Consider the following 8962-nt stretch of genomic DNA (forward strand, 5'->3'; position numbering starts at 1 on the left):
ACTGGGAACTCCGAAGCCCCAGGCGTATCGTCACCGTGAACGTCGACAGGAAGACGTTCTGCCGCTTTGTATTTCAAGGCTGCGTTGATCAACGCAGCGAACAACGGATGCGGGCGAGTCGGTCGGCTCTTCAGCTCCGGATGCGCCTGCGTTCCGACGAAGAACGGGTGCGCCGACGCCGGCAACTCGACGAACTCCACGAGATGCCCGTCGGGTGAAGTGCCACTGAAAACGAGACCGCTCTTCGAGATCTGGTCCCGGTAGATGTTGTTCACCTCGTAGCGGTGCCGGTGACGCTCGGAGACCTCGGTCGAGCCGTAGGCACCGGCGACGACCGAGCCCTTCTTCAACGTGGCCGGGTAGGCACCGAGCCGCATCGTGCCGCCCAAGTCGGCTTCGCCCGCAACGGCGTCTTCCTGGTCTGCCATCGTCGAGATGACGGCGTGCTCGGTATCGGGTTCGAACTCTGCCGAGTTGGCATCGGTCAGGCCGACCGATCGCGCCGCTTCGATGACCATGCACTGCAGGCCCAGGCACAGGCCCAACAGCGGCACCTTGCGCGTGCGCGAATATTCGATGGCGCCGAGCTTGCCCTCGATGCCGCGAATACCGAAACCACCGGGAATGAGCACGGCGTCGACATCGCCCAACGCGGCTTGCGCTCCTGCCGGCGTCTGGCACTCGTCGGACGGCACCCACTTGATTTCGACCTTGGCACGGTGCGCGAACCCGCCGGCACGTAGGGCCTCGGTGACCGACAAGTACGCGTCGGGCAGATCGACGTACTTGCCCACGAGGCCGACGCGAACCGTCTCACGAGGCTCGTGCACCCGTTCGAGCAGTCCGCCCCACACCGTCCAGTCGACGTCACGGAACGGGAGACCGAGCTTGCGGACGACATAGGCGTCGAGACCCTCCTTGTGGAGAACCTTCGGAATGTCGTAGATGGAGGGTGCATCGGGTGTGGAGATGCAGCCGTCGACATCGACGTCGCACATCAGCGCGATCTTGTTCTTCAGGCCCGGCGTGACCTCACGGTCGCATCGAAGGATCAACGCGTCGGGCTGAATGCCGATGCTGCGCAACGCGGCGACCGAATGCTGCGTGGGCTTGGTCTTGAGCTCACCGGAAGGCGCAAGGAACGGAACAAGCGAGACATGCAGGAAGAAGACGTTCTCGCGTCCAACGTCGTGGCGGACCTGACGAGCGGCCTCGAGGAACGGCTGCGACTCGATGTCGCCGACGGTGCCGCCGATCTCGGTGATCACGACGTCGGGCTGGTGCCCCTGCAGGTCGGGCCCGTTCATCGCGAGAATGCGGCTCTTGATTTCGTCCGTGATGTGCGGAATGACCTGGACGGTGTCTCCGAGGTACTCGCCACGACGCTCCTTGGCGATGACGGCTGAATACACCTGCCCGGTGGTCACGTTTGCGAAGCCGGACAGATCGCGGTCGAGGAAGCGCTCGTAGTGGCCGACGTCGAGGTCGGTTTCGGCGCCGTCTTCCGTCACGAATACTTCACCGTGCTGGAAGGGATTCATGGTGCCCGGATCGACGTTGAGGTACGGATCGAGCTTCTGCATGGTGACGCGAAGGCCGCGTGCTGTCAGTAGCTGGCCGAGGCTCGACGCCGTAAGGCCTTTGCCGAGCGAGGACGCAACGCCCCCGCTGACGAAGATGTGCTTTGTGTCAGATCGCGACTGAAGGCGTGACAATGATGCTCCCGTGACCAATCTGCAGGGCTTGCTCCCACCAGAGAGCTGGCAAGAGAGGTAATACGCCGATAATGGGCCTGCTACCCACGGGACTTCACGGTAACACCTTTGGGCCGTTCACCGCGAACGACGCGCGAAATACACCGCTCGTGATCAACGGGCCGGTGCGCCGACGGTGACCGCGGTCGAGTTGGGGCCTGTGCCGTATCGACCCGCAGCGCCGTCCAGCTGCTCCTGCAGAGCGAGAGTCGTGGTGATCCGACCGGCCTCACGATCGGCATTGTCGACGGTGCTCACCCCCGCGGACAACGCCGCATCCGCACGTACGACGGCGACCGGGCCGTTGCCGTCCGCGGCGCCGGTGCGACCTGCGAGTACGGTGCCCGCTCCGCGTGCATCCAATCCTCCGGCAAAGCGCGCGACGATGGCGCCACGATTGCCGTCCTGATCCCCCGCGTTGCCACCGGTGACAACGACTGCGAGTTGAGCAGGCGCGACAGCTCCGTTGTCGTACGCGATGAAACCGCCGCTGCGCAGCGTTTCGAGCGCAAGCGACAACTCTTCCGGCGAGGACTGCGGCTCGGCCGTCTCCGGGTTCAGCAGCAGCACCGACCCCAGCAGATCGCCGGCAAGACTTCCCTGATCGACGGCGCCGGTACGCAGTTGAATACCAGCAGGCACGACGTTGGTCAGACGGGTACGAAGGTCGTCGCCGCTCGCCGCGGAGACGAACGAATCCGTAAGCGACACACGGCCGGTCACTGCCGCACCCGACGACTCGATGGACCGGGTCACACCGTCGACGTCTCCTGGATCGGCGTCGGGTGTCGTGACGACGACGACACTGCGGCTCGCCAGAGCGTCACGAACGACTCGACCCGCCACGGCCGCGTCGAAGCCGTCGGCCGAATTGAGCTGTTCGGTGAGCTGGTTGTTTTCGTTCTGCAGCGCGCCGACTTCGTTTTCGAGATCGGACTTGTCGTCGCGGAGTCCTGATACGAGACCACTCGACAGCAGGCCCGAACCGAGAACCACTCCGACGGCCAGGGCGATGAAGATCGCCGCGATCGAAATCGCATGTTGGCGCATTGAAATCACGCGAGCAACCCCTGGACCCACGTAGCGAACGAGTTCCACATGGCTACTGCCCAATCGAGAACTTCGCCGCCCATGTTGGACACCACCAGGGCAACGATCACCGCAACCAGCGCGGCAAGAATCAGCAGCGCGAACGCACCGCCGGACACGCGGCTGCGATACAGCGTCGCAACAGCTTTGGCGTCGACGAGCTTGGCGCCCACCTTGAGCCGGGTCATGAACGCAGCGGGATTGGTGTTGCGCCGACCACGATCGAAGAATTCGTCGAGGCTGGCCGGGCTGCCGACGGTGACGATGAGCGACGCACCGTGATGATCGGCGAGAAGCAGCGCAAGATCCGCGGGCGCACCGGTGGCGGGGAATGTCATGGCACCGATACCGAGATCCTGAATGCGCTCGAGTCCGTTCGCATGACCGTCCGAATCGGCCGGAAGGACCACCTCAGCACCGCATTTCAGCGTCTGGGCAGTGATGTCCTCGGGATCACCGACGATTAGATCGGGCCGGTAACCAGCTTTCATCGCAGTGTCGGCCCCGGCACCGACCCCGATGATGACCGGTTGATATTCCTTGATGAACGGCTTGAGAGCTTTGAGGTCCTCGGCGTGACCGGGTCCGTCTGCCACAACCACGACGTGGCGATCCTGCAGAACGATGTCGATGTCCGGAACGCCGACACCGTCGATCAGCAGTGGGCTTTCGGTCCGAATGAACTCGATGGTGTTACCGGAGAACGCCTCCAGGTGATCCACCAAACCGGTCTTGGCTTCGATCATCTTGTCGGAAATCTCGGCTTCACTCTGTTCATCGCCCTTGGCGAGGCGGCGGTCGCCGGTGTAGATGCCGCCCTCGTTGAGCCGAATCTTGCTGCCGTCCTTGATCTTTTTGAAGACCTCGGACCCAGCGGAGTCGATGAGAACGATGCCGTTGGCCACGATGGCCTCCGGACCCAGATTGGGATATCGGCCCGAGATAGACGGCGACGCGTTGACCACCGCCAGAACACCGGCTTCGACGAGGGCGTCCGCAGTCAGACGATCCAGGTCGAGCTCGTCGAGTACGACGATGTCACCGGGGCCGACGCGTTTGAGCAGCTTGGCGGTGTTGCGATCGACCCGAGCGATACCACTGATTCCGGGCAGCGAGTCCTGACTACGTGTGAGCAGAGCCGGCATCTTCATGGAACCCATGATGACGCCGACGACACGCCCGACGGCGGAGGCGCGCCGAAACAACTACCACACTGTTCACACGAGCACCAACTGTCTCGAGCCTCATCAGGCGAGCGCGTCGGTCAGTCGGACCGCGCCGATCTGGCCGTCGCCAGCAGCTCCTCGGCGTGCGCCCGACCGGTCTCGGTGTCGTCGAGACCTGCGAGCATCCGCGCGAGCTCCACCACACGTTCCGACGCCGTCAGCGTCTTCACACCGCTGTTGGCGGCGCCCTTCTTCGAATCCGCCTTGTCCACGACCAGATGTGTGTCGGCGAACGCAGCCACTTGCGGAAGGTGAGTGACGACGATGACCTGGTGTGTGCGCGCCAACTTGGCCAGCCGCCTGCCGACTTCGACGGCCGCACGACCACCGACGCCCGCATCGACCTCGTCGAACACCATCGTGGCGCCCTTGTCGGAGCCTGCGAGCACCACTTCGAGAGCCAGCATCACGCGCGATAGCTCACCGCCCGACGCACTTTTGCTGATCGACAGCGCCTGCGCGCCGTCGTGAGCCGACAGCTTGAATTCGACCTCGTCGACTCCGCTTTGACCGGCGTGCACTTCGGCCCCGTCGATGGACAGCGGGGCGGAGTCCTGGGGACCCGCAGAAACCGAGCGCAGATCCAGCTGAAGTTTGGCCTTGCCCATGGCGAGGCCGGCGAGCTCGGCACTGACGGCTTTGGCGAGCTTGGCCGCGGCCTTGCTCCGAGCGGCAGTGAGCTTGCGCGCCGCTGCGACGACCTCAGCGGAGGTTTCCTCGACGCGCACGGAGAGATCGGCAAGGGCATCGGCGGACACGTCGATCTTCGACAACCGCTGGCGTGCCTCTTCGGCCCACGCGATGACGCCGTCGACGTCCGCAGCGTACTTGCGCGTCAGACCCTTCAATTCGGCCTGACGGTTGAGAAGGGTATCGAGCGCACCCGGATCCGACGGCAAATCAGCAAGGTAAGAGGTGATGTCGGCCCCGACATCGGCAACCACCACCATTGCCTCCTTCAGACGCGGAAGCACGTCCGTGAGGATCGAGTCGTCGACGCTCTCGAGCCGGGTACGAGCTTCACCGAGAAGATGCAACGCCGACATTGCCTCACCCGTGTCGTCGGCAGCACCGACCAGCGCGGCTCCGGCACCCTCCGCGGACTCCCGCAGCGAGTCGAGGTCACCGAGCCGACGCACATCGGCGGCGATGGTGACGTCTTCCTGCGGCTCCGGGGCCACTGCGTCGATCTCCTGCAGGCCGAACTGCAGACGATCCGCCTCCTGCGCGAGCTCTCGGCTTCGTTCCGTTCGGTCGATGAGCTCGGTGCGTGCCGCCAGCCAGTCGGTTCGTGCGGCGCGATACTTCTTCAGTGGGCCGGCCACCGTGTCACCGGCGAAACGGTCGAGTGCCTCGAGCTGCCGGTCGGCACGCAGGAGGCGCAGCTGATCGTTCTGGCCGTGCACCGTGAGCAGTGGATCGGTGAAGCCGGACAAAACCGCTGCGGGAACGCTTCGTCCGCCGAGGTGAGCACGAGAGCGACCGTCGGCGTTGACCGTTCGCAGGGCGATGATGGAATCATCCTCGTCCCGTTGCGCCCCCGCCGACTCGAGTACTCTCTCCACCTCGTCGACAACCTGAGACGACGCGGTTTCGGTGCTGAAACGACCCTCGACGACCGCACGATCCGCGCCCAGCCGAACACGTCCGGCATCGGCCCGCGCGCCCGACAGCAAGTGCAGGCTGGTGACGACCATCGTCTTACCCGCGCCCGTCTCACCGGTGAGAACAGTCAAGCCCTCGTGAAACTGTGCACTTGCAGATGAAATGACTCCGAGGCTGTCGATTCGAATTTCTTCGAGCATGATTACCTCGCTCTCCCCCGCCATCCCGTGGTGGGCAACGCGAACTTGGTCACCATTCGGTCTGCGAACGGCGCTGAATCCAGACGAACCCACTTGATCGGTGCGGCCCCACGAACGACTTCGACGCGTCCGCCCGCCGGTAGCTTCAATGTTCGCCTGCCGTCGCAGAATACGAGCGCGTCATGGCCGCCCGCGTCGGTCTCGACGGCAATCAACGACTCGGGACTGGTGACCAACGGCCGCGCGAACAACGCATGCGCGTTGCTGGGAATGACGAGAATGGCTTCAAGCTCGGGCCACACGACGGGGCCGCCGGCCGAGAACGCGTACGCCGTAGATCCGGTGGGAGTGGCAACGAGTACTCCGTCGCAGCCGAACGCCGACACCGGGCGGTCATCGACCTCGAGGACAACTTCGAGCACGCCGAGACGGGAGCCGTTCTCGATACTCGCTTCGTTGAGTGCCCAGCCACGCTCGACCACTCGATCGCCGACTCGGACGGAAATGTCCAACGTCATTCGCTCTTCGATGCGGTAGTCGCGACTGACAACCCGTGCGAGGGCGTCTTCGAGGTTCACCGCCTCGGCCTCGGCGAGGAAACCGATACGGCCCAGGTTGATGCCGAGAACGGGTATGCCGGCACCCTTGGCGAGCTCCGCAGCTCTCAGGAACGTGCCGTCCCCTCCCAGTACCAGCACGAGCTCGCAGCCCAGGGCAGCGTCGGGGCCGAACTCGACGACGTTCAAGTCGAGATCGTCACTCAGATTCGTGTCGGTGCCCTCGGCTCCGATGGCCTCGATGCGACTCGAGTCGATTTCGTCGAGCAACACCCGTAGTCGTAGCCCGGCCTCGCCGAACACCTTGCCGACACGACGAGCGGTATCGGCGATGTCTCGTCGACCCGGGTGAGCGACCAACAGTACCTCGCGGACCGGCTGCGACTGCGACACATCGGTTGTCACAGTGTTCCCTCCGTTGTCACTGCTGTCCCTTCGATAGTCGTGTGGTCGTGGGAAAGACGGTAGCTGTCACTGTGGCCCCTCCTCGACTGCATGATGCACCAGTGCTGCGACATCGCGCTCGGCGGAGTCGCAGCTCGCGCCGGATGTCGATCGAAGCCAGAGGAAGTATTCGACGTTGCCGGACGGCCCTGGAAGGGGGCTCGCGGTCACTCCACGCAGAGCCAACCCGAGACCCGCCGCGGATTCCGCCACCTCGATGACCGACTGTGCCCGCAGCACGGGATCCCGTACGACCCCTCCCGAGCCGACCCGGTCTTTGCCCACCTCGAATTGCGGCTTGACCATGAGGGCCATGTCTGTGCCCGCGTCGGAACACGCCACGAACGCAGGGAGAACGAGCTTCAGGGAAATGAACGACAGGTCCGCGACGACTACCTCCACGGTGCCGCCGATGGCGTCGGCATCGATGGACCGCACGTTGGTGCGATCCACGACATGCACTCGATCGTCGGACTGTAGCCGCCACACGAGCTGACCGTAGCCGACATCGACGGCCACGATCTCACGCGCGCCTCGGCTCAACAGAACATCGGTGAAACCACCCGTGGATGCGCCCGCATCGAGACAGCGCTTCCCCTGCACCGAGAACCCGTCGCGCTCGAAGACGTCGAGCGCTCCCAGCATTTTGTGCGCTCCACGTGATGCCCACTGCACCTCGTTGTCCTCAGCGGAGACCACGAGCGGCGTTCCGGCTTCGACGGCAGTCGCGGGCTTGGTGGCCACGGTTCCAGAAATCTTGACGCGCCCCGCGTCGATCAATTCCACCGCATGTTCGCGTGAACGAGCCAAACCCCGACGAACGAGTTCGGCATCGACGCGTGCGCGTCGTGCCATGTCAGCTCTTGTCCACAGACGACAACGCCTGTACGAGGATCTCGTGAGCGCGCTCGAGGATCTGCGCCTGAACATTCATGTCCATGGGCGCATCACCGTCGGCCGGAAGACGGTCCAGCAGCGTATCGACTTCGGTCTCGACCGCTGCAGGATCGACCGCAGGTGCTTCGGCATTGTGCGGTCGATGCTGTCCTGGTAGTGGAATTGACGCGCTCATCGCAGACAACGCTATCGGATTGATCGAACCGGTGTCCGAGCGCATTCCTCGGTCACCGAGCGATCAGCCGGCGCAATTCCTCGGTACCCGGCCCATCGACCACCACGTCGTCCCAGTCGCCGCCGTGAGCCCAGGCGTACTCCGCTGCCGTCAACAGCCCGTCGACCGTGGTCATAGCGGACACACCATCGTGCGTAATAGTCAACACGCGGCGTTCGATGGACACCGACCAGCCGTCCTTTGCGCCCACGACGGACGCGTCGGCGGAGCCGTTCAGTGCGTTGAGGTCGAACGCGATATGTGTCGGACGCTCGGACTCGATCGCTCGGAGTACGTCGAGCGCGCTGCTGACCCCGGTCAGCACCAACAGCGACGGTATTCCGGTCGCATTCGCGCCGGCGATATCGGTGTCAAGCCTGTCGCCGACAACCAGGGGCCGCGTGGCTCCGCTCAACCGGATGGCATCCTGCATGATCGGCGCTGCCGGCTTTCCCGCCACGAGCGGTTCTGCACCGGTAGCGGTACGGACTGCGGCGACCATGGATCCATTGCCCGGGGCCAACCCGCGCTCGGTCGGCAATGTCGCGTCGGTGTTGGTTGCGACCCACACCGCACCTCCGCGGATGGCGAACGCAGCCTCGGCGAGGATCCCCCAATCGGTACCGGGGTTGTGCCCCTGCACGACAGCGGTCGGGGCGTTCGCCGCACTACGGGCCGGAACAAGCCCTACGAATTCGATTTCACGCGCCAGCGCCTCCGTGCCCACCACGACGACCGACGATCCTGCCGGTACCCGGTCGGCAAGCATGCGTGCTGCGACCTGGGCGCTGGTGACGACGAAGTCCTCCGAGGTATCGAACCCGAGTTCACGAAGGTGCTCGGCGACATCAGACGGCGAGCGACTCGCGTTGTTGGTGACAAAATACTGCTTCTCGACTCCACCGCTGAGCGCCTCGACCGCACCGACGATCGGATCTGCACCCTGATAGACAGTGCCGTCCAAGTCCAGTAGAAG

The 8962-nt window shown here is 64.4% G+C and carries 8 protein-coding genes; all 8 read right to left on the reverse strand.

From position 1 onward, the window contains the following. Window positions 1-1715: CTP synthase (pyrG, locus tag WBQ44_RS10885; protein WP_495566702.1), on the reverse strand; the 1715-nt coding region annotated here is incomplete at its 3' end. Between the two features lie 153 nt (window positions 1716-1868). Beyond that, on the reverse strand, window positions 1869-2813 hold the full coding sequence (locus tag WBQ44_RS10890) for a copper transporter (protein WP_495566703.1): 945 nt from the start codon (window positions 2811-2813) through the stop codon (window positions 1869-1871). Then, window positions 2810-3994, reverse strand: a complete 1185-nt coding sequence (steA, locus tag WBQ44_RS10895; RefSeq protein WP_495566709.1) for a putative cytokinetic ring protein SteA — start codon at window positions 3992-3994, stop codon at window positions 2810-2812. Before steA ends, WBQ44_RS10890 begins: the two co-directional genes overlap by 4 nt. A 113-nt stretch (window positions 3995-4107) precedes the next feature. Then, window positions 4108-5874, reverse strand: coding sequence for a DNA repair protein RecN (recN, locus tag WBQ44_RS10900; protein ID WP_495566704.1), 1767 nt, complete (start codon window positions 5872-5874; stop codon window positions 4108-4110). A gap of 2 nt (window positions 5875-5876) precedes the next feature. After that, window positions 5877-6836: an NAD kinase gene (locus tag WBQ44_RS10905; RefSeq protein ID WP_495566705.1), complete on the reverse strand. Its 960-nt coding sequence runs from the start codon at window positions 6834-6836 to the stop codon at window positions 5877-5879. Window positions 6837-6902: 66 nt separating this feature from the next. Beyond that, on the reverse strand, window positions 6903-7730 hold the full coding sequence (locus WBQ44_RS10910; protein WP_495566706.1) for a TlyA family RNA methyltransferase: 828 nt from the start codon (window positions 7728-7730) through the stop codon (window positions 6903-6905). Window position 7731: 1 nt separating this feature from the next. Beyond that, complete coding sequence (locus tag WBQ44_RS10915) at window positions 7732-7947, reverse strand: hypothetical protein (RefSeq protein ID WP_495566707.1); 216 nt, start codon at window positions 7945-7947, stop codon at window positions 7732-7734. A 52-nt stretch (window positions 7948-7999) separates the two neighbouring features. After that, the coding region (locus WBQ44_RS10920) for an HAD-IIA family hydrolase (RefSeq protein ID WP_495566708.1) at window positions 8000-8962 on the reverse strand (963 nt) is incomplete at its 5' end.

Source organism: Rhodococcus sp. (in: high G+C Gram-positive bacteria) (genome assembly GCF_049591685.1).
GTDB lineage: Bacteria > Actinomycetota > Actinomycetes > Mycobacteriales > Mycobacteriaceae > Rhodococcoides.

Excerpts from the sequence above, each read along its gene's own strand:
- WBQ44_RS10915 (WP_495566707.1), bottom strand. The coding sequence starts at position 7,947 with ATGAGCGCGTCAATTCCACTACCAGGACAGCATCGACCGCACAATGCC.
- steA (WP_495566709.1), bottom strand. The coding sequence starts at position 3,994 with ATGAAGATGCCGGCTCTGCTCACACGTAGTCAGGACTCGCTGCCCGGA.
- recN (WP_495566704.1), bottom strand. The coding sequence starts at position 5,874 with ATGCTCGAAGAAATTCGAATCGACAGCCTCGGAGTCATTTCATCTGCA.
- WBQ44_RS10910 (WP_495566706.1), bottom strand. The coding sequence starts at position 7,730 with ATGGCACGACGCGCACGCGTCGATGCCGAACTCGTTCGTCGGGGTTTG.